Here is a 24971-nt window from a genome sequence, read left to right as displayed (position 1 = left end):
GTACGACATCCTGGGCTGATGGTGGCAGGGGAGTGCGGGGCCCCGGCCGCCGCAAGCCCCTCCGGCGAACCGTTCGCCAACCATCGAAGAGACCCCATGTCCGAGATTGCGATCGCGCCGTCCGCCGTGACGGCGCGCACGGCGGCGTTTTGCTTGGCCGTGCCCGGCGCCAAATACGACCTGCCGCAGCCCGTGGGCTGGCGCCTGACGGGCGCTGGCGCGACGCAAGCGGGCATGGCGACGAAAGCCGTCGAGCTCTGGCACGATCTGACGCCCGACACCGACTATCGGCTCGATGCGGACGGCTTCGCTCCGCTGTCGTTCCGCACAGCGCCGTGTGCCGGGCTGATCGACGCGGCCGACTACGCTTCGACGGATGCAGCCGACAACACGGCGGCACTGCAGCGCGCGATCGATGCGGTGCCCGCCGGCGGAACGCTGATGCTGCCGAAGGGGCGGTGGCTGAGCGGCCCGTTGTTCTTGAAGAGCGCCATGACGCTCTATCTGGCCGACGGCGCCGAATTGGCGGCGATTACCGATCGTGCCGCCTATCCGGTTCTCGAGCCGTGGCGCGGCGACCATGTGCTGGGCTCCTGGGAAGGCCTGCCGGACGCCTGCTTCGCGGCGCTGATCACCGCCATCGACTGCCGCGATCTGGCGATTACGGGTCCTGGCATCATCGACGGCGGCGGTGACCGAGGCGACTGGTGGACATGGCCGAAGGAGACGCGCGACGGAGCCCGGCGCCCCCGCGTCCTGCATCTGATCGGCTGCGAAGACCTGACGCTGGCCGGTCCGGTGATCCGAAATTCGCCCTCCTGGACGGTGCATCCCTACCGCTGCCGTCGGCTGACGGCGGTCGGCCTTTCGGTCCAGAACCCGGCCGAGAGCCCGAACACCGACGGTTTCGATCCGGAGAGTTGCGAGGACGTGACGATCGAGGGCGTGCATTTCTCCGTCGGAGACGACTGCATCGCCATCAAGGCGGGCAAGCGAGCGCTTGGCCGGACCGACCATCTGCTGCCCACCCGCAACGTCGCGGTGCGCCATTGCCTGATGGAGCGCGGCCATGGCGGCGTGGTGCTGGGCTCGGAGATGAGCGGCGGCATCCATGGCGTAACGGTCGAGGACTGCGACATGCGCCGCACCGACCGTGGCCTGCGCATCAAGACGCGGCGCGGCCGCGGCGGCGCGGTGACCGATGTCACCTTCCGCCGCGTGGTAATGGACGGCGTCGACACCGCGATCACCGCCAACGCCTTCTATTTCTGCGATCCGGACGGCAAGGACGAGCCGGTTCAATCGCGCGAAGCCGTGCCGGTCGACGAAACGACGCCGCGCATCGCCGACATTCTCGTCGAGGATGTCGAGCTGAAGAATCTGCGGATCGCCGTCGCGGCGCTGCTCGGGCTGCCCGAGGCACCCGTGGAGAACGTCCGGCTGGCCCGTCTGAGTGCGTCCTTCGACCCACAGGCCCAGCCGGCGAGCCCGCTGATGGCGTGTCATGTGAAGAGGCTGCGCCATGCCGGCATCATCACCGAATTCACTCACCTGACGATTGGCGAGGGCGGCCTTCCAGACGGTCTGTCCGTGAGCGAGGGGATCTCGACACCATGCTGATGGACTATTTCGACGCGTATGCCCGACGCTACGACCCCTACAAGAACGGCGCCTGGTGCTACGAGGACGGATGCGTCTACCGCGGCCTGCGGCTCCTGCACGAGGCCACCAGCGAAGCGCGCTGGTACGACCATCTGAAGCGTCTCGTCGACCTCCAGGTTTCGCCCGACGGCACGATCGCCGGCTATCGGGTCGACGAGTACAATATCGACAACATCCTGTCGGGCCGGGCGCTCATCTATCTGCACGAGGTCACCGGCGAGGCGCGCTACATGCAGGCAGCCAAGCTTCTGGGCGAGCAACTGGCCAAGCATCCGCGCACCAAGGCGGGCGGCTATTGGCACAAGAAGACCTATCCGTGGCAGGTCTGGCTCGACGGCCTCTATATGGGCCTGCCCTTTCAGATCGAGCTCGGCCAGGCGACCGCCGAGGAAGCGTTGATCGAGGACGCGCTGGATCAGCTTTCGCGGGCGCTCGACCTGACCGACGGCGGCGACGGGCTCTACGTCCACGGCCACGACGAAAGCCGCGAGCAGCGCTGGGCCGATTCCGAGACCGGCCGATCGCCGGCCTATTGGGGCCGGGCGCTGGGATGGCTGTCAATGGCGCTGGTCGACGTGATCGATCTCGTCGGCCTGCAGCGCGCTTCCGTCGCGGGAATTGCCGAACGGACGAAGGCACTGCTCGCCAGGATCATCGAACTGCAAACCCCGACCGGGCTCTGGCTGCAGGTGATCGACCAGCCCGATCTTCCCGGCAATTACGAGGAGAGCTCGGCGTCGGCGATGTTCGCCTATGCGCTCCAGAAGGCGGGACGGCTCGGCCTGCCAGTGGACGGCGCCGTCGGGCGGCAGGCCTTGAATCGCCTCGTGGCGACACGGCTGGTCGAAGGGCCGGCCGGCGTCCGCTTCGAGGGGATCTGCCAGGTGGCGGGTCTGGGCGGCTTCTCGGGACGCTACCGGGACGGCACACCGGACTACTACCTGACCGAGCCGGTGGTCGCCGACGACGCCAAGGGCGTCGGGCCGCTGATGATGGCGGCCGCCGAGGCGGTCAGCGTCTCCTACGGCGGATCGAAGAAGCCCGTCCGGGCGTCTGTCGGATAGGCGCGCCCCGCCGCGCGCCGCGTCATGCGCCGGCTCGCAGGTCGCGCCAACCCGTCAGGCAGACGTCGCCGGCACAGGCCGGCCCCGGCGTGCCCGCCGCATAGATCTCCGGTGGAGAACTCTGCCCGTTCCGCAGCACGGGGTCGACGATCCGCCAGCTGGCTTCGATGGTGTCGGCGCGCTGGAACAGCGTGGTGTCGCCGCGCATGCAGTCGTAGAGCAGCACTTCGTAGCCGACATTCGGCCGCTCCTCGAAGCTCTCCTGAAAGTCGAACCGCGTTGCCGCCTTGGCGATATCCATGGTCGGGCCGGGACGCTTGACGTCGAAGACGATTTCGATGCCCTGCTGCGGTCCGATCGACAGCACGATCATGTCGGAGGTGGCCGCGCCACGAGGCGCCTCCGGAAATAGCGCGAAAGGCGCCGGCTTCAGGTAGAGCGCGATCTCGGTGCGCCGGGCCGCCAGCCGCTTGCCGGTGCGCAGGTAGAACGGCGTGCCCGCCCATCGCCAGCTGTCGACCTGGAGCCTGGCGGCGACATAGGTCGCCGTGACGCTGTCGGGGGCGACATCGGGCTCCTCGCGGTAGGCGGGCACGGGCTTGCCGTTGATCGTTCCGGCGCCGTATTGGCCGAACACCATGTCGGAGGGCTGCAACGGCCGCACCGCTTCGAGCAGGCGGGTCTTTTCGCTTCGGATCGCCTCCGCGTCCAGTGACGAGGGCGGGTCCATCGCCACCATGCAGAGCAGCTGGAATAGGTGGTTGGGCACCATGTCGCGCAGCACCCCGGTCGGCTCGTAGAACCGGCCGCGCCCCTCGACGCCAATGGTCTCGGCCGCCGTGATTTCGACCCGATCGATATATTCGGAGCGCCAGAGCGGTTCGAAAAGGCCGTTGGCGAAGCGCATGGCGAGGATGCTCTGGACCGGCTCCTTGCCCATGAAGTGATCGATCCGGAAGACCTGATCCTCGCGAGCCCGGCGCAGGATGCGGCGATTGAGCGTCTTCGAGGACGCCAGATCCGAGCCGAAGGGTTTCTCGATGATGAGCCGGCGAAACTTATCGTCGGGTTCCTGCAGCAGGCCGGATCGTCCGAGATGATCGATGATGCCGCCGAAGAAGCGCGACGGGACGGCGAGATAGAAGATCGCCGAGTCGTCGCCCACGCGCTCCTTCAGCGCGGCGAAGGTTTCGTCCTGGCTGAAGTCCGCCTGGACCAGTTCGGCGCGCTGCATCAGCCAATCCCAGCGCTCGTCGTCGATTTTGGCGGGATGGAATTCGGCCGCGCGATCGGTGGTGAAGGACCGCATGACGTCGCCGAGCTTGGTCCGCCAGGCCTCCGTGCTGCCGCCCGCGATATCCAGGCCGAGGATCCGGAAGCCGTCGTCGAGAAGGCCGGCGCAGGCGAGGTTGTAGAGCGAGGGGAACAGCAGGCGCGAGGTGAGATCGCCATTCGCCCCGAAGATGACCAGCGTGGCGGGTGGCGTCTGGCCGGTGCCGGGCGCGGAGCTGGGAAGCGGCCCTGTGATGATCTCGCGCATGTCGTGTCCTGTTTTGGAAAGGGAGACGAGGTCAACGCGAAGCGGCGGCGGAAGCTCCAAAGGTTCGCGATCGGACGCCGTCCTGATCGCGCGCAATCCGGGCCGACGCTACAAGGTCTTCAGCATCCCGCCGTCGACGAAATAGCTGGAGCCGATGCTGTAGGTCGCCTTGTCCGAGCACAGGAAGACGAAGAAGTTCGCCAGTTCCTGCGGCGAGGCGAACCGCCGTATCGGCGCATAGTCGTCGGCCACGCCCTGCAGATAGCCCTCCCAGTCGCCGCCGCTGTCGGCGGTCAGCTGCTTGGCGGTCTTGATCCAGTCGGAGGTCAGGATCAGCCCGGGATTGACGCAGTTGACCCGGATGTTGTCCTTGACGACTTCGGTGGCGAGCGTCTTGGAGAACATCATCAGCGCCGCTTTGGTGACGTTGTAGATCGGCTCGTACCACAGCGGCTGGGCCGCGCAGATCGAGGCGTTGTGCAGGATGACGCCGCCGCCGCGCCGCTTCATCTGAGGCACGATGCCGCGGGCCAGGCGGATCGCGGCCATCACATGGAGCTCCCAATAGGCCTGCCACTTCTCGTCCGGCGCCTCCATGATCGTCTCGTTGGAGCCGGTGCCGGCATTGTTGATCAGGATGTCGGCGCCCTCGAACGCTGCCTCGGCGGCCGCCACTACGGTCTCCACCCCCTCGGGCGTGGCGACGTCGGCCGCGACGCCGACGGCCCTGACGCCGTATTGCGAAGCGATCCGTGCGGCCTCGGCCTCGACGCGCTCCCTGCCGCGGGCCGCGAGAACCAGATGGGCGCCTTCCGCCGCCAGCCCCTCGGCCACGGCCAGCCCGATACCGACCGAGCCGCCGGTGATGACGGCGACCTTTCCCTGAAGTCCAAGATCCATTTCCCGGCCTCCCCGAACCGAGCCGGCCCGTCATGGCGCCCGGGCGATCAAGCACCCGGCGGCAGGGCCTCGCAAGAGAGCCGACTGCGATTGCGGCCAGCCCATGCCCGGTGAGTATCAGACGCCTGGGGGCGCCGCAACGCGACCGGCGGCTACGGCTCGGCCTTCGCCAAGAACCGATTTCGCGCGGCGGTCACGGCGGCCTCGTTTTCGACCGCCCAATCGCCCAGCGCCTGCAGCGGCCCGAGCAGCGAACGGCCCAGATCGGTCAGGCAATAGTCGACGCGAGGCGGAATGATCGGCGTCACGACCCGCTCCACCAATCCGTCCCGCTCAAGCTCGCGCAGCGTCTTCGTCAGCGACTTCTGGCTGATGCCGCCGACCGCGCGTTTCAGCTCGGAGAACCGCTGCGGCTTGTGGCTGAGCAGGTTGACGATCAACACCGACCACTTGCTGCCGACGGTCTGGAGCAGCTCGCGAACTGTGCCGCAGCGCGGATGCTCGAACTGCAGATGCGGTTTCATCGAGGTAACCTCGGTTGCTTCCATGTGCCGTCTTGCGGCGCCGGCCTCTCCCTTTATCAATGCGGTTCTTCCCGATGGACCAATGAGTCTCTATCGGATACCACGGTTTCGAATGGATGCGACAGGCGGATCGCCGCGTCTCCCAGCCGGCTGTCCCGCCAAGGGAAAGGACCATCATGGCATTGAAGCTCACCGTCATCATCGGCAGCACGCGGCCTGGACGCGTCGGACCGACGATTGCCCAATGGGCCGCCGACTTTGCGCGCGAGAACAGCCCCTTCGAGGTGGAGGTGGCCGATCTGGCCGAGATCGATCTGCCGCTGTTCGACGAGCCGGCGCATCCGTCGAAGCAGGAATACACTCACGAGCACACCAAGCGGTGGAGCGGGATCGTCGCGGCGTCGGATGCCTTCGTCTTCGTGACGCCGGAATACGACTTCTTCCCGTCGGCGGCGGTGATCAACGCTGTGCAGTATCTGCTGCACGAGTGGCGCAGGAAGCCGGCCGCGGTCGTCAGCTATGGCGGCGTTTCGGCCGGCCTGCGCTCCAGCCAGGTTCTGCGTCAGCTCCTCGGCAATGTCGGGATGGTGGCGCTCAGCCAGTCGGTGCCGATCCCGTTCTTCCCGCAGTTCATCGGCGAGGACAACACCTTCCACCCCAACGAGGTGATGATGGACGGCGCCAAGCTGATGTTGACCGAGCTCAACAGCTGGGCCGAGAGCCTGAAGGCGATGCGCGACAAGGCGGCGTAGGCCGCAGAACTCCACCCCGAACGATTGCGGCCGCCCGTCCTTATGCGGGACGGACGGCCGATGGTTTCGGCTGGCTGTCGCCGGTTCAGCCGAGCGGCGCGGTCTCGCAGCGGCTTTCCATGCGCCAGTCGCGCGGCAGGCGGCGCACGCCACCCGTCACCTCCACCTCGGCGCGCAGCTTGATGTCGGCGCTTGAGGCGCCGACCATCAGGTCGAAGAACCCCGGCTCGACGATGCGCGCTCCTTCGGCGCCGGTGAAGTTCAGCATGTCGACCGGCACCACGAAGGTCACGCGTGCGGCCGCCCCGGCGTCCAGCGCCACCCGGCCGAAGGCCTTCAGCTCCTTGACCGGCCGAACCATGGTGGCGAGCCGGTCGCGCACATAGAGCTGCGGCACTACCACGCCGGCCCGAGCGCCGGTGTTGCGCACCGTGAACGCCAGACGGATCTCTCCGGTCTCGATGCCGGCCGTCGCGGCGTCCACCGCCACGTCCTCATAGGCGAAGTCGGTATAGGAGAGGCCGTGGCCGAAGGGATATTGGCTGCCGAAGTGACGAGCGATCGGCGTGCCGGAACTCTTGAACTTGTGGTCATAGAAATAGGGGACCGCACCGACGTTGCGCGGCACCGAGAGCGTCAGCCGGCCGGACGGCTCGATGGCACCGGTCAGCACCTCGGCCAGCGCCGTGCCGCCTTCCTGGCCGCCGAAGAAGGTCATCACCTGGGCCGCGAGCTTCGATTCCAGCCCGCCGAGGTTGTAGGGACGCCCGCTGGACAGCACGACGATGACGGGCCTGCCCGTCGCCACCACCGCATCGAGCAGCCGCTGCTGCACGCCGGGCAGCTCCAGCGTGTCGGCATCCGATCCTTCGCCCACCGTGCCGGTCTGGAAGATGCCGGAAAGATCGCCGACGCAGACCACCGCCACGTCGGCGGCTTCGGCCGCGGCCACGGCCTCGGGGATGAGATCGAGGCGGGTCGATAGGGTCGAGGCCTGCTCCAGGCTCGTGGCGTCGTCGACGTCGCCCGGAAACACCGGCGCCCCGGCGCGGCGCTCGTCGAGGATGAAGCAGCCCTGGGCAAAGGTGACGTTTTCGGCCCCGCAGAGCGCCTTCAGCCCGGCGAACGGCGTGACGACGTTGGCCACTTCCTCCGGCTTGTCGTTGTGGATCAGGTGCACCGGGAAGCTGTAGTCGCCCAACATGGCGAGCGGATCGTCGGCGGCCGGGCCGATCACCGCGAGCTTCAGCCCGGACTTCAGCGGCAGCACGCCGTCATTGTCGAGGATCACCACCGACTGCTGAGCCACTTCGCGCGCGATGTCCACCGCTGCCGGCGTCTGTAGCGCGATCCCCGTCTCGTCCGCATAAGGCTTGTCGAACAGGCCGATGCGGAATTTCTCGGTGAGCACGCGGCGCACCGTCTCGTCGATCGTCTCGATCGAGATCAGGCCGCGGTCGAGCGCATCCTTGAGATGCGTGGCGCAGTCGTCGCCCGGCAGCTCGACGTCGAGCCCGGCGTTGAACGACAGCGCGGCGGCCTCGGCGCGGTCGGCGGCGAGCCCGTGATGCTGATAGAGCAGGCTGACGCCGACATAGTCGGCGACGACGATGCCGTCGAAGCCCCATTGCTCGCGCAGCACCTCCGTCAGCAGATGACGCGAGGCATGCGCCGGCTCGTTGTCCACGTCATGATAGGCCGGCATCACGGAGCCCGCATTGGCGAGCTTTACTGCCATCTCGAAGGGCAGCAGGAAGGTGTCGTTGAGCTCGCGCCAGCCAAGATGCACCGGCGCATGATTGCGGCCGCCCTCGCTGGCCGAATGGCCGGCATAGTGCTTCAGGGTGGCGAGCAGATCGCGCTTTTCGCCTTGCAGGCCGCGCACATAGCGGCTGGCGAGCACGCCGACCAGATAGGGATCCTCGCCGAAGGTCTCCTCGGTGCGGCCCCAGCGCGCGTCGCGCGCCACGTCGAGCACCGGCGCCAGGCCCTGATGGCAGCCGACCGCGCGCGCTTCCGCGCCGATCGCCGCGCCGACCCGTTCGATCAGCTCCGGATTCCAGGTCGCGCCGTAGGCGAGCGAGGAGGGGAAGAGCGTGCCCCCCTTGGCCATCAGGCCTGACAGGCATTCCTCGTGGCTCATCACGGGGATCGCCAGGCGGGTTTCCTCCATGAAGAACTTCTGCAGCCGGTTCAGCGCCTTGACGCCTTCGCGCGGGTCGACGCTGCGGGTGCCGAGCGGCCGGGTGATCTGCCCGAGCCCGAAGCCCAGCATCTGCTTGACCTTTTCGGGATCGCTTGCGCCGGTGAATTGGTCGCTGCGGGTCTTGTGGTCGCCGTCGGGGGAGAGAAAGAGCCAGAGCGCATGCATCTGGGCGATCTTCTCGTCGACGCTCATGCGCGCCAGGAGATCGTCCACGCGCTCCTGAACGGACTTGCTCGGATCCTGATAAAGCTTCGACATGGTCGTCGTTCCTCCCCGGCGGCTCCGGCCGCCGATCCCGTTTGTCAGATGAAATCGGCGCTTAAGGCCGCGTCAAGATGCGGCAGCGCCTGCCCGTTGCCGTCGAAGAGGTGGCAGGACTCCGGCCGCAGCGCGAACGTCATGGGTTCGTTCGATCCCGGAGCGGTGTCGCCGGGCACCTTGGCGATCAGCGGCGCATCGGTTTTGCCGGCCAGATAGAGATAGCTGTACTCGCCGAAGTTCTCGACCGACTGCACCGCCCGGCGGATGGTCTGCGCCCCGCCGTCCTGCGGGACGGGTTGCATGTGTTCGGGCCTGATCCCGAGCGTGACGGGCATATCGGCCGTCAGGCCGTCGCCGGCCACCGGCACGGTGATCATCTCCCCATCGACCAGTTGGACGTTGACGCCGTGCGCATCGTGGTCCACCGCCCGTGCCGGGATGAAGTTCATGGTCGGCGAGCCGAGGAAGCCGGCGACGAAGAGGTTCTGGGGCCGGTGGTAGAGGTCGAGCGGCGCGCCCACCTGGGCGATGCTGCCCTTGGCGGTGACGTCCTTGCCGGTGCGCAGCAGCACGATCTTGTCGGCGAGCGCCATCGCCTCGGTCTGGTCGTGCGTGACGTAGATCATGCTGGCTTCCGGAAAGTCGCGATGCAGGTTCGCGATTTCGGTGCGCATGTGGACGCGCAAGGCCGCGTCGAGGTTCGACAACGGCTCGTCGAACAGGAAGACGGCCGGATGACGCACGATCGCCCGGCCGATCGCCACGCGCTGGCGCTGGCCGCCCGAGAGCTGGCGCGGCATGCGCTCGAGCAGCGCCTCGATCTGCAGGACGCGGGCCGCCTCCCTCACCCGGCGGTCGATCTCGGGCTTCGGCGTCTTCGCCTGGCGCAGCCCGAAAGCCATGTTCTCGTAGACGCTCATATGCGGGTAGAGCGCGTAGTTCTGGAACACCATGGCCACGCGCCGCTCCGCCGGCGGCACGTCGTTCATCCGCGCCCCGCCGATCATGACGTCGCCCTTGGTAATGCTTTCGATGCCGGCGATCATCCTCAGCAGCGTGGACTTGCCGCAGCCGGACGGTCCGAGGAACACGCAGAACTCGCCGTCCTCGATCTTCAGATCGATGTCGCACAACACCGGATGGTGGCCGAAGCTCTTCTGGACGCCGGAAAGGGTGATACTGGTCATACTCTAGCCCTTGAGGGAGCCGGCCATCATGCCGTTGACGATCTTTTCCTGGCCGATGGCGTAGACGATGATGAGCGGCAGCGACGTCAGCGTGACGACGGCCAGGATGGCGGGAATGTTGGCGCTGTAGGTGCCCTGAAAATCCCAGACCGCGAGCGGCAGGGTGCGGTTTTCCGTGGACGAGGTCAGCACGTAGGCGAAGATGAACTCGTTCCACAGCATGATGCCGTTGTAGATCGCAACCGTCGACAAGCCCGGCGCCGACAGCGGGAAGAAGATCTTCATGAAGATCTTGAACGGGCCGCAGCCGTCGAGCAGCGCCGCCTCCTCCAGCTCGCGCGGCACCTGGCGCATGAATTCCGTCAGGATGAACACCGACACCGGCAGGCTGGTCGCCACATAAGGGCCGATCAGCGCGAAGGGCGTGTCGTAGAGCCCCATGTTGCGCGTCATCAGGTAGACGGGCACCAGCGTGACGTGCAGCGGCACGACCATGCCGGCGACGATCAGGCCGAAGAGCGGACCGGACAGCCGGAACTTGAGACGCGCCAAGGCGTAGGCGGCCATTGCGCTGGCGATCAGGATCAGCGCCACCGACACCGAGATCACGAAGACGCTGTTGCGCAGATAGATCAGGAACGGTCCCTGGAGCACGTCCAGGTAATTCACCAGGTTGAGGGATTCGGGCGGCGCCCAAACCGGATTGGCATAGGTCTCCTGCTGGGTCTTCAGGCTGGTGAACACCACGAAGACGAACGGCAGCGTGGTGATCGCCAGCCAAAGCAGGCCGAGCACCGGGATCGACAGGCGGGCGGGATGAAAGGGACGCGAAGCCATGCCGTTACACCTGGGTCTCGAAACGCCGCGACATCCGCAGCGACACCGCCGCGATGAGCGTCACGATGATGAACATGGCCGAGGCGATGGTGCTCCCGTAGCCGAGCCGGAACGAGCTGAAGACGGTGCGGTACATGTAGGTGGCCATGACCTCGGAGGCATTGTCGGGACCGCCGCCGGTCATCACGTAGATGAGGTCGAAATAGCGTAGCGAGCCGATGATGGAGAGCAGCACGGCGGTGCGAAACGTGCCGCGTAGATGCGGCAGCTTGATCTTCCAGAAGATCGTCACCTCGCTGGCGCCATCGAGCCGCGCCGCTTCGGTCAGCTCGCGCGGGAAGGAGGCAAGGCCGGCCAGGAAGAGGACCATGTAGAAGGGGATGAACTGCCAGCAGACGACGGCGATCACCGAGGCCAGCGCCAGGTCCGGGTCGCCGAGCCAGTCCTGAGTCCAGTCGTAGAGGCCGAAGGCATCGAGGATGCCGTTCAAAGCGCCGAAATTGGGATCGTAGAAGTTCTTGAACAGCACGCCGAGAGCGACGCTCGACATCAGCATCGGCAGGAAATACAGGATCTTCAAGAGCCGCGAGCCCTTGCTCGCCTCGTCCAGGACGACCGCCAGGACGAGGGCGATGGGCATCTGGATGACGATCGAGAACACCGCCATCAGGATGTTGTTGCGGGCCGACCGCCAGAAGACGCCGTCCTGCGCAAGGGCGATCCAGTTGTCGAGGCCGACGAAGCGGGCGGTGTTGCCGAGCCCGTTCCAGTCGAGCAGCGACAGCCGGAAGCTGTCGACGAGCGGGTAGAGCAGATAGAGGGCGAGCAGGATCACCGCGGGGGCCAGAAAGAGCGCGGGCGCGATCGTCTGGGCAGTGATCCGGCGGCGCCTCGGCGGCGACACGGCCGGGCTGGCATCGTCGACGGTCAATGGGATTCCTCCACCATCGGCCCGAACCGGCCGCTCGCGTCGCGGCCGGTTCGGGGTAGAAGGGTGTTATTCGGCCGACGCCGACTGGGCGGCCTCTTCCATCTTGGCGGCGGCTTCCTCCGGCGTCATCGACAGGCCGAACAGTGCCTGGGTGGTGTCCTTGTGCTCCTCGCCGAGTGCGGGCGGCAGTTCCTGGTCGTACCAGAGCTGGACGCTCGGGGCTTCGGCGACCAGCCCCATGATGTCGGCCAGGAACGGGTCGTCGACCTTGATGTTCTTGAGCGGCACCACACGCTTGTCGGCGAGACGGCCCTGGGCCGCCGTGTCGTCCGTGAGTGTCATCAGCAAGTCGAACGCAGCATCCTTGTAAGGGCAGGCTGCCGAGATCGAGACGAAGTTGTCGCCCACCGTACCGATGACGTTCTTGGGATCGCCCTTGCCGCCTTCGACGGCAGGGAAGGGAAAGAAGCCGAGCTTCTCGACGAAATCGGGATTCTCGCCGCGGATCGTCGAAAGCTCCCAGCTTCCCATCAGCTCCATGGCGGCACGGCCGGAATAGAGCAGACGGCGCGAGCCGCCGATATCGTAGTCCAGACCGTTGTAGCCGCGGGCGAAAGCGCCGGCATTGACCAGATCCTGGATGCGTTTGCCGGCCTCGACGAAGGCCGGATCCTCGAAGCTGCCGTCGGCCTTGGGATCGGCTGCGGCCTGGAAGGCTTCCGGCCCGCCGATGCGATCGACCAGATAGACGAAGAACATCGAGCCCGGCCACTTGTTCTTGTTGGCGAGCGCGAAGGGCGCAACGTCGTGTTCCTTCAGGACGTCGACGACATGCATCAGCTCGTCCCAGGTCTTGGGCGGCGTCAGGCCGTATTCGTCGAAGATCTCCTTGTTGTAGAAGATCACGGCGACCGAGGTGTTCTCGGCCGGCAGGCCGTAGATCTTGCCGTCGAAGGTGACGGCGGAGAAGCCGGCCGGCACGAAGCGGTCCTTGAATTCCGGGTGCTGCTCCAGATAGGGCGTGAGGTCCACCACCTGGCCGGCGTCGACATATTCGCGCAGCGGTCCGCCGCCCCAGGAGGTGAACGCGCATGGCGGTTCGTTGGCGCCGAAGGCGATCTTCAGCTTGGTCTTGTAGGCGTCGTTGAGGGTGTGGGACACGTCCACCTTGAAGCCGGGATGCGCCGCCTCGAAGCGCGCGGCGGCATCGTCGATGACGGCGGCCGCGCTGGCGTTCGTCTGCAGATCCCACGAGGTGATGACCTTGTCCTGCGCCTGCGCGGCGAACGGAATCGTGGCCGCCACCAGCGCGCTGCAGCCGAGAATCCGAGCCTTGGAAAACAGTCTTGTCGTCATAATGGGCCTCCCTTGCCCGCTTGCTCCCATCGTCAAGCGACGTGAGGTACGTTACCGGTAACGTTCGAGGCCTGTCAATCTGGTATCGATCCGTCTGGGGCCGCGCGGATGCGGTGGACGAAAGGGCAGGACCGCACGTTCGCATTGGCATGAGGGAAAGAATCCGTGCAAAGCTGACGGTTCGCTTCCAGGCGGCGACCGGATCGGCCGGCCTGCGGCGGTCCTCCCTATGGCCGGCCTGCGGCTTTGCGCCGCTGGGCGTCGATGAAGCCCCCGCCAAGGGATGTCTGGCCGAGAGAGGAGGGGGGCGTGCTAGAGGAGAGCCCGGTGGACCTGTCGCAAAAGCCACCGTTGCCGAGTTTCAGATGAGCTGCGAGACCGTTCGATGACCGATGTCCGACCCACCCGGCCGGATCCCGACAGCCTCGGGACGGAAGCCGCCTCGTCCGACCCCGGCCACGAGCCCGGCCACGCCGGTCCGATGGATGACGGCGCCCCCCCGGCTCGCCGGGCCGCGCTGACGCTCGCCGAGGTCGCGCGCGTCGCCGGCGTGTCGCGCATGACGGCGTCGCGGGCGATCAACAACCGGCCGGGCGTCTCGCGGCAGATGCGCGAGGACATCCTGCGCATCGCCGACGAGATGGGCTATGTCGTCAACCGCGTCGCCCAGAAGCTCTCGACGGCGCGCAACGGTGGCGGCAGTGGCATCATCGGGGTGATCGCGGAACTGCACACGCCCTTCGTCGGCGACCTGGTGATGGCGATCGGCAGCGCCGTCCGCGGCGGGGGGCAGGACATGCTGGTCTATTCGCTGCCCGCGCCGACCCGCGTGCCGCCCGGCAAGGTGCTCGATCTCCTGCACCAGATGGTCGACGGCGTGATCGCGGTCCTGCCTTATGAGGCCGACTATCTGACGGCGCTCGAACGGGCTCGCGTCCCGGTCGTCTCCGTCGAGCGGGGCAGCGACGAGACCACCTTTCCGTCGATCTCCGCCGACAGCTATCAGGGCGGCTGCCTGGCGATGCGCCATCTGATCGAGCTCGGTCATCGACGGATCGGCTTCATCACCGGCGCTCATCGGCTGGCCTCGGCGCGCGAGCGGCTTCGCGCCTACCGTGACACGCTGGCCGCGCACGGCCTGCCGATCGATCCGACGCTGATCGTCGAAGGCGACTACCTGCAGAAGTCCGGGTTCGACGCCGCCAATCGTCTTCTGGCGCTCCGCGACAGGCCGACGGCGATCTTCGCCGCCAACGATATCAGCGCGCTCGGAGCCATCACCGCCATTCATGACGCGGGCCTGGACGTGCCGCGCGATATCTCGATCGTCGGGTTCGACGACATTCCGCTAGTCGGCCAGCTTCGGCCCGGTCTGACGACGATCCGCCAGCCGCTGACCCAGATGGGCCGCACGGCCGTGAAGATGCTGCTTGAGATGATCGTCAGTCCGGCGTCGGCTCCGCCCTCGGCCACCGTGCCGATCCAGCTGATCGTTCGCGGCTCGACTGCCGCTCCCATCCGCGGCCGACACGAGGCCTGAAAGGGCGGGGCCTTGGTTCCCTCGCGCAGGCCTTGCAAGGCGGCCGTCTTCATGCCGATTGTGGCGAAACCCGACACCTGGACCATCCATGCGCCTGATCATCGATACCGACACCGCCGGCGACGACTGCTTCTCGATCATGCTGGCGGCGCGCCATCCGGCGGTAACGCTGGAAGCGCTGACCATCTGCACCGGCAACATCGATTTCGACCAGCAGGTGGAAAACGCGCTCGCGACGCTGGCGGTCTGCGATCTGCCGGCGCGGGTGCCGGTCTACGCGGGATGCCGCCGGCCGCTTCTGCGCAAGCCCATCCACGCGCCCTACGTGTTCGGCGACGACGGCATGAGCGGCGCCCACTATCCGCCGGCGCCGCAGCGACCGGAGCCGGCGCATGCCGTCGACGCGCTGGTGGACACGGTGATGGCCAGCCCCGGCGAGATCGCCATCGTGGCGCAGGCGCCGCTCACCAACATCGCGGCCGCCGTCACCAAGGAGCCGGGCTTCGGGCGGGCCGTGAAGCATCTTTGGATCATGGGCGGGACCGACAATGCCATGGGCAACGTCACGCCGGCCGCCGAATTCAACTTCTACGTCGATCCCGAGGCGGCGAAGATCGTGTTCGGCGCGGGTTTCGCCATCACGCTGGTGACCTGGACCCTGTCACTGCGCGACTCCTATCTGTCGGAGGCCGATCTCGCGGCGATCGAGGCACTGGGGACCCGACGCTCCGCCTTCTTTCACCAGGTCAACAGCCAGGCGGTGGCCTTCAGTCGGGCGCGCTACCAGGACGCGGGCACGGTCCATCCCGACACGCTGACCTGCGCCTGCGCTATCGACGAAAGCCTGATCCTCGCCAGCGAGGCCGCGGTGGTCGACATCGAGACGCGCGGAGATCTGACGCGCGGCTATTCCAGCGTCTCCTCGGCGCGTCTGCCCGATCCGGACGAGGCCGACCCGGATCTGGCGCCGGCCGGGACCGCCAACGCCCGCGTCGTCAAGAAGGCGGATCTCGCGGGTTTGCGGCGTATGATGATGGACGCCCTGGCCTGAAGTGTCCCGTGCGGAGCATCGGATCTCCGTCACCAGTCTCGCTTGTTCGATAGCGGTCTGGTTGCCGGCCGGATGATGATTAGCCGGCGTTTTGCGACAAACGAGACGTCACTTCGGACTGGGGGTCGATCTCAATCGCCTTCCAGATGCGGCCGATGTCGTAGTTCGGTCTCTCTCTCTCTCTCTCTCTGCAGCCGGCTGGCCGCACGCCAAGGGCAGGGCCGTCGCCCAGACGCTGGAAGTTTCGCAGCCCCATTGATTCGAAGCCGGCCTTTTAATATGAGTAGTGTACTCATATTAACTGCGAGGGCCATATGCAGGCCCAGCCGGAGACCTGTCGATGCCCCAGCCCACGCGCGTTGCGCTTCTGTCCGCCGCGCTTCTGGCCTCCACCTTGGCCGCGCAGGCCGATTCCATTTCCGTCACCGACCAGACCGGTCGGACGGTCGAGCTCGACCAGCCGGCCGAACGGGCCGTCGTCATCCCGATCCCTTCGACCTCCACGGTGATCGCGCTCGACGGTGGCACGGACCGGCTGGTCGGCATGCATCCGCTCGCCAAGTCGGCGATCGAGGAGGCGATCCTCGGCGAATTCTTCCCCGGCGCTCGCGACATCCCCAGCGACATCATCGCAGGCAACAGCGGGTTCGCGCCGAATGTCGAGGCAATCGCGGCGCTCGATCCCGACCTGGTCGTGCAATGGGGCTCGCAGGGCGACGACATCGTCGCGCCGCTGACCAATGCCGGTCTGGAAACCGCACTCATCCTCTATGGCGACGAAGAGAAGGCGCGCGCCATCATCACCTTGCTCGGCACACTGATCGGCAAGCCGGAAAAGGTCGACGCCATCATCGGCTGGCGCGACGAGACGGCCGCGAAGATCGAGGCGGGCCTGAAGGATCTGCCGGACGCCGAGCGTCCGAGCGTCCTCTATCTCCTGCGCGCCGAAACCGAGCTGCGGGTTGCGGGAACCGGCACCTACAACGACTACTACATCAATCTGGCCGGGGGCCGGAACGCGGCGGCCGAGATCGACGGCCTTAAGCCGGTCAACGCCGAACAGATCGCCGCCTGGAATCCCGACGTCATCCTGCTCAACGGCTTTGAATCCGAGCTGGACGTCAGCCGCATCTATGACGATCCGGTGCTGGGCGCGACCAACGCGGCCGTCGACAGGCGCGTCTACAAGATGCCGATCGGCGGCTATCGCTGGGACCCGCCGAGCCAGGAATCGCCGCTGACCTGGCAGTGGCTGGCCGACCTGCTGCACCCGGACCGTGTCGATTTCGACATCCGTGGGCAGATCGTCGAGTGGTACCGGACGCTCTACGGGCAGACTCCGACGCCGGACCAGATCGACGCGATCCTGCGCCTGGACATGAACGGCGACGGCGCGAACTACGATCGTTTCGCAGCCGAATAGGGTCGGGTGGCACGAATGGCGGAGATGGTCGCAAACGCCTCGGCAGAGCGAATCCGGACACCCGTCGCCGGCGCCCTGTGGCTGACCGGCTTCGCCGTCCTGCTGCTCGCGGCCATGCTCGTCAGCCTCGGACTGGGCCGCCTTTCCATTCCGCTCGGAACGGTCGGCGGCATCCTTTTCCAGTCCATCCTGCCGATCGAGCCAACCTGGGCCGTTCTCGACGAGCGCGTGGTCCTTCTGGTGCGCGCGCCGCGCATTCTGCTCGCGGCGCTCTCGGGAGCCGGGCTCGCGGCCTGCGGTGCGGCGCTCCAGGGCATCTTTCGCAATCCATTGGTCTCGCCACAGATCCTCGGCATTTCGAGCGGCGCGGCCTTCGGCGGCGCGGCCGCCATTCTGTTTGGGGTTTCGGGCGGCCTCCTGGTCGGATCGGCGTTCGCCTTCGGCATCGTCGCGCTCGTCTCCGTCGGGCTGATCGCGCGGATCGACGGGCGCACCGAGACGGCGACGATCGTGCTGGCGGGCATCATCGTCGGCGCGCTGTTCTCGGCGCTCGTCTCGCTGCTGCAGTTCGTCGCCGATCCGGACTCCTCCCTGCCCGCCATCGTCGGCTGGCTGATGGGCTCGTTCGCCTCCGCCACCTGGGGCAAGGCTCTGCTTGCCGTCCCGCCGGTGCTCATCGGCAGCCTCGGTCTGTTCGTCCTGCGCTTTCGCGTCAACGTGCTGTCGCTGGGCGACGACGAAGCGCGCTCCTTCGGTGTGAAGGTGGAGCGCGATCGCTGGATCTTCTTCGTCCTCGTCGCGCTGACCACCGGGGCCGTGGTGGCGGTCGCCGGCGTGGTCGGCTGGGTCGGGTTGGTGGTGCCGCATGCCGCCCGCCTGCTGGTGGGCGAGGACCATCGCGTGCTGATCCCGGCCTCGGCGCTATTGGGCGGCGCCTATCTCGTCGCCATCGACACGCTGGCGCGCACCGCCACCGCCGCCGAGATTCCGCTCAGCGTGCTCACCGCGATCGTCGGGGCGCCGGTCTTCGCCATCCTGTTGCGCCGCGCCTGGCGGCTGAAGGAGGGGCGATGATCGAACTTCAAGGTGCCGGCGTGCGCTTCGGCTCGCGCTGGATCTTCCGTGCTCTCGATCTCGAAGCGCCCGTGGGTCGCTGCCTCGCGATCCTCGGCCCCAACGGCCGCGGCAAGACCACGCTGTTGCGTGCGATCATGGGGTTTCAGCCGCTGACGGAAGGCCGCCGCCTCGCGCCGCCGGTGATCGGCTATGTTCCGCAGACTGCGACCCGCGAGATCGGTTATGCCGTCCGCCAGGTGGTCGCCACCGGACGGGTGGCGCGGCGCGGCCTGTTTGCCGCGCCCACCCGGACCGACATGGCGGCCGCCGACGAGGCGCTCGCCCGTGTCGGCATGCAGCGCTTCGCCGACAACGCCTTCGACCGCCTGTCCGGCGGGGAGCGTCAGCTGGTCCTGCTGGCCCGCGCCATCGCCACCGGCGCCTCGACGCTGGTGCTCGATGAACCGGCCTCGGCTCTCGATCTGCGCAACCAGGATCGTTTTCTCGCCGTCGTGGATAAGCTGCGGGCGGATCGCGAGCATGCAATCGTCTTTACCACCCACCTGCCGCAGCACGCGGCGACGGTCGCCGACGACGCCCTGCTGATGTTCGGGGAGCGCGATCGGCTCCTGGGTCCGGTCGAGGAGACGATCACGGAGGCCAACATCACTCGCCTCTACGGTCTTCCCGTGCGCATCGTCGAGTGCACCGACGGACCCGACAGCCGCGTCGCGCGCGGCATCGTACCGCTGTTCGGACAGGCAGGAAGTGCCGCATGACGAAGCCCGTCCTTATCATCCTGTCCACCGACGCGCCGCTGCCGCCGCCCTTTGCTCCGCTCGAACGAGACGGCTTGATCAGCGCGGTCCGGCAGGACCGCCTGAGCGCAGCCGACATCGATGCGGCGGCGGGCCTCGTCGCCAGTGCTCATGTCGATCAGCTCGACCTGATGGAACGACAGGAAAGCCTGGAGCGCTTCCTCGATGCGGGCGGCCGGATGGTTTTCAACGGCCACGTCGTGCGCCCCTTCGTCCAGGGGCTGAAGCCCTTCGTTCCGCTCGTCCGGCCGCATCGGGGCGATTTCGACTTGGCCCGCCTTGCCGAGCATCCGGTGTTCAGCGGGATTGCGGCGCGGTCCCTCGAGACCAATCGGGGCGTCGCCGGCTTCTATGGTCGCGGCCACAACCCGCCGCCGGACGGAGCCGTGGCGATCACCGGCATCGGGCCGGGCCGGCTGCCGGTCGACTGGGAGTGGAAACGTCCGCAGGGCGGCGCGCTGTTCGTTCATTCCGGCAACGATCTCTGGGGCGTCGGCGACGATCCGGAGGTCAAGCGCCGCATCGCCGCGCGGCTGGTTGCCTGGTGCCGGGCCTGGACCCCGGAGGAGGTCCCGACATGACCATGCTCGCGGTCCATGCCGGAGCGGCCTACCAGATCGAGGCGATCGAGGGCCGCTATGCCGGTTACTTCGACGAGACGATCCGGCCCGAGGCCCTGCCGGAGACCGATCTCGGCCGGTTCGGGGCGGTGGTCGTGCTGTGCCGGACGGCGGCCTACCGGCTGGAGCCGCAGGCCGCCGTCCTGTCGCGCTATCTCGACCGGGGCGGCACCGTCGTCGCCATGGGCGAATGCCACAGCGAACGCTGGCTTCCCGGCGTCGCCTTCGAGCCCTGCGAGACGAATTTCTGGTGGTGGCTGACCCCAGGCGCCGACCTCGGCATCCGCGTCGCAAAGCCGGATCATCCGCTGTTCGCCCGGATTGGCCAGGCGGATCTGACCTGGCACCTGCACGGCTTCCTGGCGCCGCCCGAGGGCGCCGAGGTATTGGCGACGGGGCCGGAAGCCCGACCGATCCTCTATGTCGACGAGGTCACGACGGCCGGGCGCATGGTCGTCACGACCCTCGACCCGTTCTTCCACCACGGCCATCACTTCATGCCGGCGACCACGCGGTTTCTCGACGGCTTCCTGCCCTGGCTGCGCGAGCAGTCGGCGATGGCCATCGCATAATCGCCGGACCCGCTCGAAGACAGGCATTCTCTCGCCGCTGCGGCCGCACGCCCTACAGTCCGGTCATGGCGACGGGAAACGGGACGGCGGGCGAAGAGAGACGGTGGGCGAAGAGACTTGCTGGCTGTGCGGGCGTCGCTTGGGGCGCCGCGTCGAATGGCATCATGTCCGACCCAAGAGCCGCGGCGGGCGCGATGTCGCGGCCGTCCATCCGATCTGCCATCGGACCATCCACGCCTGCTTTTCCAACCACGATCTGGCGCGCATGGCGGATGCGGGCGTACCGCTGGCGGCCGATCCCAGGATCGAGCGGTTCCTGCGCTGGATCGCCGGCAAGCCGCCCGACTTTCACGCTCCGACGCATCGGCGGCGGTAGGGGGCGGACAGGCCGGAGGGCACATTTCGATTTGAAAAGGGCCAGCCGACGGTGTGTCGTCCGGCCCTCTGTCTTTATTTTCTCTTGGTGCCCGGTCTACCGGAGGATCCACATGGCGATCTCGGGGAAGGCCACGAGCAGCGCCAGCACGGCGATCTGGATGCAGATGAAAGGCACGAGCGCCGAGAAGATGTTCTGCAGCGTGATGTGCGGCGGGGCGACGCCCTTCAGGTAGAAGGCGGCCGGCCCGAAGGGCGGGCTCAGGAACGAGACCTGCATGTTGATGGCGAAGAGCACGCCGAACCATACCGGGTCGTAGCCGAGCTGCTTGATGATCGGCACGAAGATCGGCAGGGCGAGCATGGCGATGCCGATCCAGTCGAGGAACAGCCCGAGAATGCCGAGGATGACCATCATGATGACGATGATCACGGTGGGGGATGTCTCGAAGCCGAGGATCGCGCCCGAAACGAAGCGGTTGCCGCCCATCAGATTATAGACGCCGACGAGGATGGCAGCGCCCACGCCGATCCAGATGATCATGCCGCAGGTGTCGAGCGTATGGAGCACGGCCTGCTGCAGCATGCGGGCGGAGAACTCGCGGCGCGCGACGATGGCGACAAGCACGCCCATGACGCCCATCGCCGCCGCCTCGGTCACCGAGGCGATGCCGCCATAGATGGTGCCGAGCACGATGCCGATGATGATCACCGGCCAGAACAGCCCCTTGGCGATGGTGATCAGGCGCTCCTTGGGCGGCAGGCGCTCGCTCTCCGGCATGGGCGGGCCGAGCTCCGGATTGCGCAGACAGCGGAACATCACATAGGCGACGTAGGACAGCATCAGGATGGTGCCCGGCGTCACCGCGGCCGCGAAGGTGTCGGCGATCGACACTTGGGCGATCAGGCCGTAGATGATCAGTACGATCGAGGGCGGGATCATGGTGCCGAGCGAGCCGCCGGCGCACACCACGCCGATGGCGATCGAGCGGTCGTAGCCGAGACGCAGCATCTGCGGCAGGGCGAGCAGGCCGAGCAGCACGATCTCGCCGCCGATGATGCCGGACATCGCCGCCAGCAGGAAGGCGACCACCAGCGTCTGCACCGCGACGCCGCCGGGCAGCCGCCCGGCCAATATTCGCATCGAGTTGAACAGGTCCTTGGCGATGCCCGATCGGTCGAGCAGCGACGCCATGAACACGAACATCGGCACCGCCACGAGCGAATATTCGGTGATGAAGCCGTAGATGCGGCTGGTGATCAGCGGCAGGGCGTTCGGCCCGAACCAGCCGAAGGTGAAGACCAGCGCGACGAGGCCGGTGACGAAGGCGAGCGGCAGGCCGGTCAGGAGCAGCGCGAAGATGCTGCCGACGAGAAGATAGGTGCCCCATTCGATGCCGATTGCACTCATTCCGAGACCGCCCATCTCAGCGCTCCCCCTCGCCGGCCGGGTGCGGGACCGGGCCCTGACGCAGCGTATGGACGAGATGCATGACCGTCTGGAGGAGCATCAGGGTGACGGCGATCAGGATCACCCCCTTGGTGATCGCCGGAAAGGGCGGATTCCAGGAGGTGCCGGAACGTTCGAGCTGCCAGGCGCCGGTCGGATTGTGTGAGGCGGTGTAGAACATGATCCACGCCGCATAGGACATGCCGGCGGTGAAGATCAGCGTCAGCAGGCCGTTGAAGAGGTCGAGCGCGAAGCGCATGCGCGGCCCCGCGATGTCGTAAAGAAGGCGCACGCGGATGTGCTTGTTGCGGGCGAGCGCGATCGGCCCGCCGAGCGCGAAGATGATGGCGATGAGGAGCACTGTCGTTTCGTGCACCCACGAGGTCGGCGAGTTCAGCGCATAGCGCATGAACACCTCGTAGACCGAGATCGCCATCGCCGCGAAGGCCAGCCAGCCGATGGCCTTGCTGGCGGCCACGACGGCCCGGTCGAGAGCGGTTGCCGGCGTTTCCTCGGATCGATTGCCCGAACTGGGTTCGTCGATCGGCTCGACCGCTTCGGATAGAGGATCGTTGTTGGACATGAGGACGCTTTCGGGCAGCGCGCTGCCGGGGTCCCGGCAGGAGCCGCATGACGGAAAATGAAAGGATGCGCGGCGGGAGGCTCTGCACCACCCGCCGCGCACAGGCGGTTCGGCCGCCTACATCATGCCGCGGTCCTTGAGGAACTTCGTCACGGAGTCGTAGTACTTCTGCGTGATCTCGTTCTTCTTGGCCCAGACTTCCCACTCCTGACGCGCGATGTTGCGGAACTTGGCGCGCTCCTCGGGCGGCAGGTCGACGATCTCGATGTTCGGGTCCTGGCGTGCCTCGGCCACGGCCTCGATGTCGCGCTGCTTGAGCTTGGCCACCATCTCGTAGGCCATCGAATCGGTCGCCGTCTCCAGGATCGTCTTCAGATCGTCCGGCAGTCCGTCCCAGATCTGCTTGTTGATCGACACCGACACCATCGGCAGCGAGTGGAAGCCCGGATAGCTCGGATACTTGGCGAAGCCGTGCAGTCCCTGAGCCTGGTTGGTCGCGAACACCGTGTAGTCGGCGGCGTCGATCACACCCTTCTCGAGAGAGGTATAGACCTCCGAGCCCGGCAGGTTGACCGGCGTCGCGCCCGCCTTGGAGAAGATGTCGTAGACCATGCCTTCCGGCGCGCGCAGCTTCAGGCCCTTGAGGTCCTCGACGGTGCGGATCGGCTTGGTCGACGGCAGCGACTCCAGTCCGGTGGCCGCGGCGCCGATGAGATGCAGGCCGTAGGGCTCGACCAGTTCGTTATAGAGCTCCTCGCCGCCGTTGTATTTCATGTATTCCAGGAACTCGAGTGGATCGCCCCAAGCGCCGACGAGGTTGCCCATCATGCCGAAGGCGGGGTCCTTGCCGGAGAAGTAGCTGGGGTCGGTGAGATGGCCCTGCAGGATGCCGGCCGCCACCGCGTCGAGCGTCTGGTTGGAGGGCACCACGGCGTTGACCGGCAGGATCTCGATCTCGATCCGGCCGCCGCTCATCGTCTTGATGTTGTCGGCCCACTCCTTCTTGATCTCGAACTGCGGTTCGCCGTTCGTCTCCGACGTCTGGAAGGTCCAGCTGTATTCGGCCTGGGCGAGTGCGCTGTCGGTCGTCAGGGCCGCGCCCGCCATGGCGGCGACCGCGAGGCCGCAGAGGCTGGCAAGCAGGCGCTTGGTCGGTAAGGCAATCATGATCGTTCCTCCTGTTTCGGGCTCGGGCCCGTTTCTGCTTCATGGTCGCGATGGGAAGGGGGCTTCGCCGTCCCGGCGTCGAGATCTTCCGACAAGACGAGAAGCGCATTGCCGGCATCGCCATCGATGCCGGAATCGGGATTGATGTGAAGATCCTGGGCGGTGCGGTCCATGACGCTCCGGGCGGCCTTGAAGGCGCCGTGCGGATCGCGAAGCCGGATCGCCTCCATGAGCCGGTGGTGACGGCCGAGGCTGTCGCGCAGTTCGTCCGCCGTCTCGTTGCTCTGGCGCACCACGAGGGTGATCGCCGGCCGCAGGATGTGGACGAGTTGTGCCCAGATCGCGTTGCGCGTCGCGCGGTAGATCGCGGCGTGAAAATCCACGTCGTGTTCGCTGAAGTCGGCGCGATCCCAGCGCAGGGTGCCGAACTCGACGGCACGCGTCATGCCCTCGAAGGCTTCTTCCATGGCCAGGAGGTCGCGCGCGCTGGCGCTTTTGGCCGCGATCGCCGAGATCAGCGGTTCGGCCGCATAGCGGAACGAGAAGATGGCCCGTACCAGGTCCGGATGCGGCGTTTCCTGATCGGCGAGCCGCCGGGTGATGACGGGGTCGAGAATGTTCCATTCGCCCACGTCCTGGACGATGGTGCCCTGGCCGGCGAGGCGGCGGACCATGCCGCAGGCGGTCAGCGACTGCAGCCCGCTGCGGACCGACGCACGGCTGACGCCGAACCGCTCGGTCAGCTCGATTTCCTTCGGCAGGATGTCGCCTGGACGATAGGCGCCGGAGAGAAGCTCCCGGGCCAAGGATTCGGCAACCTGGGCGCCCAATGAACGCTCATTGTTGACGACTCCCGTCTTGCCCATTACCGATGCCTCCCCAAGCCTGACAAAAGGTATATCCATGTCAGACATGGAGTGCAACCCAGTTCGACATGTGCAGTGCGTCAAAACGATCTTGCAGCGCCGAAGGGGTAAAACGGGATCGCGTTCGACGGACGACTTGCTGGGCGGCTTGAGCCGACCTGCGTCGCGGCGGGCCGTTGTCGCTCAGGGGGCGAAGCGATTATGTGAGGCGCGACGACGCGCCGGGCGGG

Annotated in this window: 23 protein-coding genes; 11 read left to right on the top strand and 12 right to left on the bottom strand. The window is 66.9% G+C overall.

Annotated elements, in window-relative coordinates:
- Window positions 1-96 precede the first annotated feature (96 nt).
- Window positions 97-1620, top strand: a complete 1524-nt coding sequence (gene pglA / locus SMD10_RS01315; RefSeq protein ID WP_331683821.1) for a polygalacturonase PglA — start codon at window positions 97-99, stop codon at window positions 1618-1620.
- Complete coding sequence (locus SMD10_RS01310) at window positions 1614-2726, top strand: glycoside hydrolase family 88/105 protein (protein WP_331683820.1); 1113 nt, start codon at window positions 1614-1616, stop codon at window positions 2724-2726. The genes pglA and SMD10_RS01310 overlap by 7 nt, the downstream gene beginning before the upstream one ends.
- A gap of 22 nt (window positions 2727-2748) precedes the next feature.
- On the opposite strand, the gene zwf is transcribed toward SMD10_RS01310, so the two are convergent.
- From zwf to SMD10_RS01295, 3 genes are all read right to left on the bottom strand, one after another.
- Entirely contained in the window at window positions 2749-4266 is a 1518-nt protein-coding gene (zwf, locus tag SMD10_RS01305) for a glucose-6-phosphate dehydrogenase (protein ID WP_331683819.1), read from the bottom strand.
- A gap of 108 nt (window positions 4267-4374) precedes the next feature.
- Complete coding sequence (locus SMD10_RS01300; protein WP_331683818.1) at window positions 4375-5166, bottom strand: SDR family NAD(P)-dependent oxidoreductase; 792 nt, start codon at window positions 5164-5166, stop codon at window positions 4375-4377.
- Between the two features lie 152 nt (window positions 5167-5318).
- Window positions 5319-5690 (bottom strand): winged helix-turn-helix transcriptional regulator, encoded by a 372-nt coding sequence (locus tag SMD10_RS01295; protein ID WP_331683817.1) that lies wholly within the window; start codon window positions 5688-5690, stop codon window positions 5319-5321.
- 176 nt (window positions 5691-5866) lie between these two features.
- On the opposite strand from SMD10_RS01295, the gene SMD10_RS01290 reads away from it, so the two are divergent.
- A complete protein-coding gene (locus SMD10_RS01290; RefSeq protein WP_331683816.1) occupies window positions 5867-6442 on the top strand; it encodes an NADPH-dependent FMN reductase in 576 nt (191 codons plus the stop codon).
- A gap of 85 nt (window positions 6443-6527) precedes the next feature.
- Here SMD10_RS01290 and SMD10_RS01285 read toward each other — a convergent pair whose 3' ends face one another.
- The 5 genes from SMD10_RS01285 to SMD10_RS01265 all read right to left on the bottom strand — a co-directional run bounded on the left by SMD10_RS01285 (window position 6528) and on the right by SMD10_RS01265 (window position 13220).
- On the bottom strand, window positions 6528-8906 hold the full coding sequence (locus SMD10_RS01285; RefSeq protein WP_331683815.1) for a glycoside hydrolase family 3 N-terminal domain-containing protein: 2379 nt from the start codon (window positions 8904-8906) through the stop codon (window positions 6528-6530).
- Window positions 8907-8950: 44 nt separating this feature from the next.
- Window positions 8951-10096 carry an ABC transporter ATP-binding protein gene (locus tag SMD10_RS01280; RefSeq protein ID WP_331683814.1) on the bottom strand — a complete coding sequence of 382 codons (1146 nt, stop codon included), beginning with the start codon at window positions 10094-10096 and terminating at the stop codon, window positions 8951-8953.
- A gap of 3 nt (window positions 10097-10099) precedes the next feature.
- Entirely contained in the window at window positions 10100-10933 is an 834-nt protein-coding gene (locus SMD10_RS01275; protein ID WP_331683813.1) for a carbohydrate ABC transporter permease, read from the bottom strand.
- Between the two features lie 4 nt (window positions 10934-10937).
- The gene (locus tag SMD10_RS01270) at window positions 10938-11864 is read right to left on the bottom strand and encodes a carbohydrate ABC transporter permease (RefSeq protein WP_331683812.1); all 927 of its coding nucleotides are present in this window, start codon (window positions 11862-11864) and stop codon (window positions 10938-10940) included.
- A gap of 66 nt (window positions 11865-11930) precedes the next feature.
- Entirely contained in the window at window positions 11931-13220 is a 1290-nt protein-coding gene (locus SMD10_RS01265; RefSeq protein ID WP_331683811.1) for an extracellular solute-binding protein, read from the bottom strand.
- A gap of 385 nt (window positions 13221-13605) precedes the next feature.
- Between SMD10_RS01265 and SMD10_RS01260 the strand changes: the two genes are divergently transcribed.
- The 8 genes from SMD10_RS01260 to SMD10_RS01225 all read left to right on the top strand — a co-directional run bounded on the left by SMD10_RS01260 (window position 13606) and on the right by SMD10_RS01225 (window position 20676).
- Entirely contained in the window at window positions 13606-14760 is a 1155-nt protein-coding gene (locus tag SMD10_RS01260; protein ID WP_331683810.1) for a LacI family DNA-binding transcriptional regulator, read from the top strand.
- A gap of 88 nt (window positions 14761-14848) precedes the next feature.
- Window positions 14849-15811 carry a nucleoside hydrolase gene (locus SMD10_RS01255; RefSeq protein ID WP_331683809.1) on the top strand — a complete coding sequence of 321 codons (963 nt, stop codon included), beginning with the start codon at window positions 14849-14851 and terminating at the stop codon, window positions 15809-15811.
- 340 nt (window positions 15812-16151) lie between these two features.
- Window positions 16152-17234, top strand: a complete 1083-nt coding sequence (locus SMD10_RS01250) for an ABC transporter substrate-binding protein (RefSeq protein WP_331683808.1) — start codon at window positions 16152-16154, stop codon at window positions 17232-17234.
- Window positions 17235-17249: 15 nt separating this feature from the next.
- Window positions 17250-18308: a FecCD family ABC transporter permease gene (locus SMD10_RS01245; RefSeq protein ID WP_331683807.1), complete on the top strand. Its 1059-nt coding sequence runs from the start codon at window positions 17250-17252 to the stop codon at window positions 18306-18308.
- Window positions 18305-19069, top strand: a complete 765-nt coding sequence (locus SMD10_RS01240) for an ABC transporter ATP-binding protein (protein WP_331683806.1) — start codon at window positions 18305-18307, stop codon at window positions 19067-19069. The genes SMD10_RS01245 and SMD10_RS01240 overlap by 4 nt, the downstream gene beginning before the upstream one ends.
- Window positions 19066-19689 carry a hypothetical protein gene (locus tag SMD10_RS01235; RefSeq protein ID WP_331683805.1) on the top strand — a complete coding sequence of 208 codons (624 nt, stop codon included), beginning with the start codon at window positions 19066-19068 and terminating at the stop codon, window positions 19687-19689. Before SMD10_RS01240 ends, SMD10_RS01235 begins: the two co-directional genes overlap by 4 nt.
- Window positions 19686-20300, top strand: a complete 615-nt coding sequence (locus tag SMD10_RS01230; RefSeq protein ID WP_331683804.1) for a hypothetical protein — start codon at window positions 19686-19688, stop codon at window positions 20298-20300. Before SMD10_RS01235 ends, SMD10_RS01230 begins: the two co-directional genes overlap by 4 nt.
- A gap of 103 nt (window positions 20301-20403) precedes the next feature.
- Window positions 20404-20676 (top strand): HNH endonuclease, encoded by a 273-nt coding sequence (locus SMD10_RS01225; protein WP_331683803.1) that lies wholly within the window; start codon window positions 20404-20406, stop codon window positions 20674-20676.
- Between the two features lie 96 nt (window positions 20677-20772).
- On the opposite strand, the gene SMD10_RS01220 is transcribed toward SMD10_RS01225, so the two are convergent.
- The 4 genes from SMD10_RS01220 to SMD10_RS01205 all read right to left on the bottom strand — a co-directional run bounded on the left by SMD10_RS01220 (window position 20773) and on the right by SMD10_RS01205 (window position 24741).
- A complete protein-coding gene (locus SMD10_RS01220) occupies window positions 20773-22101 on the bottom strand; it encodes a TRAP transporter large permease (protein ID WP_331683802.1) in 1329 nt (442 codons plus the stop codon).
- Between the two features lies 1 nt (window position 22102).
- The gene (locus SMD10_RS01215; RefSeq protein WP_331683801.1) at window positions 22103-22708 is read right to left on the bottom strand and encodes a TRAP transporter small permease subunit; all 606 of its coding nucleotides are present in this window, start codon (window positions 22706-22708) and stop codon (window positions 22103-22105) included.
- Window positions 22709-22825: 117 nt separating this feature from the next.
- The gene (locus SMD10_RS01210; RefSeq protein ID WP_331683800.1) at window positions 22826-23875 is read right to left on the bottom strand and encodes a TRAP transporter substrate-binding protein; all 1050 of its coding nucleotides are present in this window, start codon (window positions 23873-23875) and stop codon (window positions 22826-22828) included.
- Entirely contained in the window at window positions 23872-24741 is an 870-nt protein-coding gene (locus tag SMD10_RS01205) for a FadR/GntR family transcriptional regulator (RefSeq protein ID WP_331683799.1), read from the bottom strand. Before SMD10_RS01205 ends, SMD10_RS01210 begins: the two co-directional genes overlap by 4 nt.
- Window positions 24742-24971 lie beyond the last annotated feature (230 nt).

Origin of the sequence: Consotaella aegiceratis (assembly GCF_036541425.1) — a bacterium.
Lineage (GTDB): Bacteria > Pseudomonadota > Alphaproteobacteria > Rhizobiales > Rhizobiaceae > Consotaella > Consotaella aegiceratis.
The sequence above is the reverse complement of the archived record's forward strand: the minus strand, read 5'-3'. Positions and strand labels throughout refer to the sequence as shown.